General features: G+C 45.0%; 2 rRNA genes. Both read left to right on the top strand.

Annotated features, from left to right (window positions below):
• A 16S ribosomal RNA gene (locus IEV35_RS20030) occupies positions 1–110 on the top strand; the annotation flags it as partial.
• A gap of 347 nt (positions 111–457) precedes the next feature.
• Positions 458–556 (top strand): 23S ribosomal RNA (locus tag IEV35_RS20025); the annotation flags it as partial.

Raw genomic sequence — 556 nt, 5'->3', positions numbered from 1 at the left:
AAGTCGGTGAGGTAACCTTTTGGAGCCAGCCGCCTAAGGTGGGACCAATGATTGGGGTGAAGTCGTAACAAGGTAGCCGTATCGGAAGGTGCGGCTGGATCACCTCCTTTCTAAGGAATATAACGGATGCATACTTGGTTGTTTGTTCAGTTTTGAGGGAGCAAGATGCCTCGAATTAAGGAACTTCTGTTAAAACCCGTCACGTCCTGTGACGAACACAGAAGTCACCACATCCTGTGGAAGCTTGTACCTTGAAAACTAAATAAGAGTAACAACGACATCAAACATCAAAAGGCTGAAGCGACTGTTCAAAAGCGGACGCATAAGTAAGGGACCGTAGAGTGCATGTTTTTGGCACTCGGAGTGTCAATTGCTTATGAGGTAGCTTTTAGGAGCTGAAGCTAGATTATTTAAAGCAAGGCTATAAATTTTATTAGTGTAATGCTTATTCAATGATAGTTAAGTGAATAAGGGCGCACGGTGGATGCCTTGGTATTAGGAGCCGATGAAGGACGGGACTAACACCGATATGCCTCGGGGAGTCGTAAGTAGACTT

It is taken from the genome of Ornithinibacillus halotolerans (assembly GCF_014637405.1).
GTDB lineage: Bacteria > Bacillota > Bacilli > Bacillales > Amphibacillaceae > Ornithinibacillus > Ornithinibacillus halotolerans.
The sequence above is the reverse complement of the archived record's forward strand: the minus strand, read 5'-3'. Positions and strand labels throughout refer to the sequence as shown.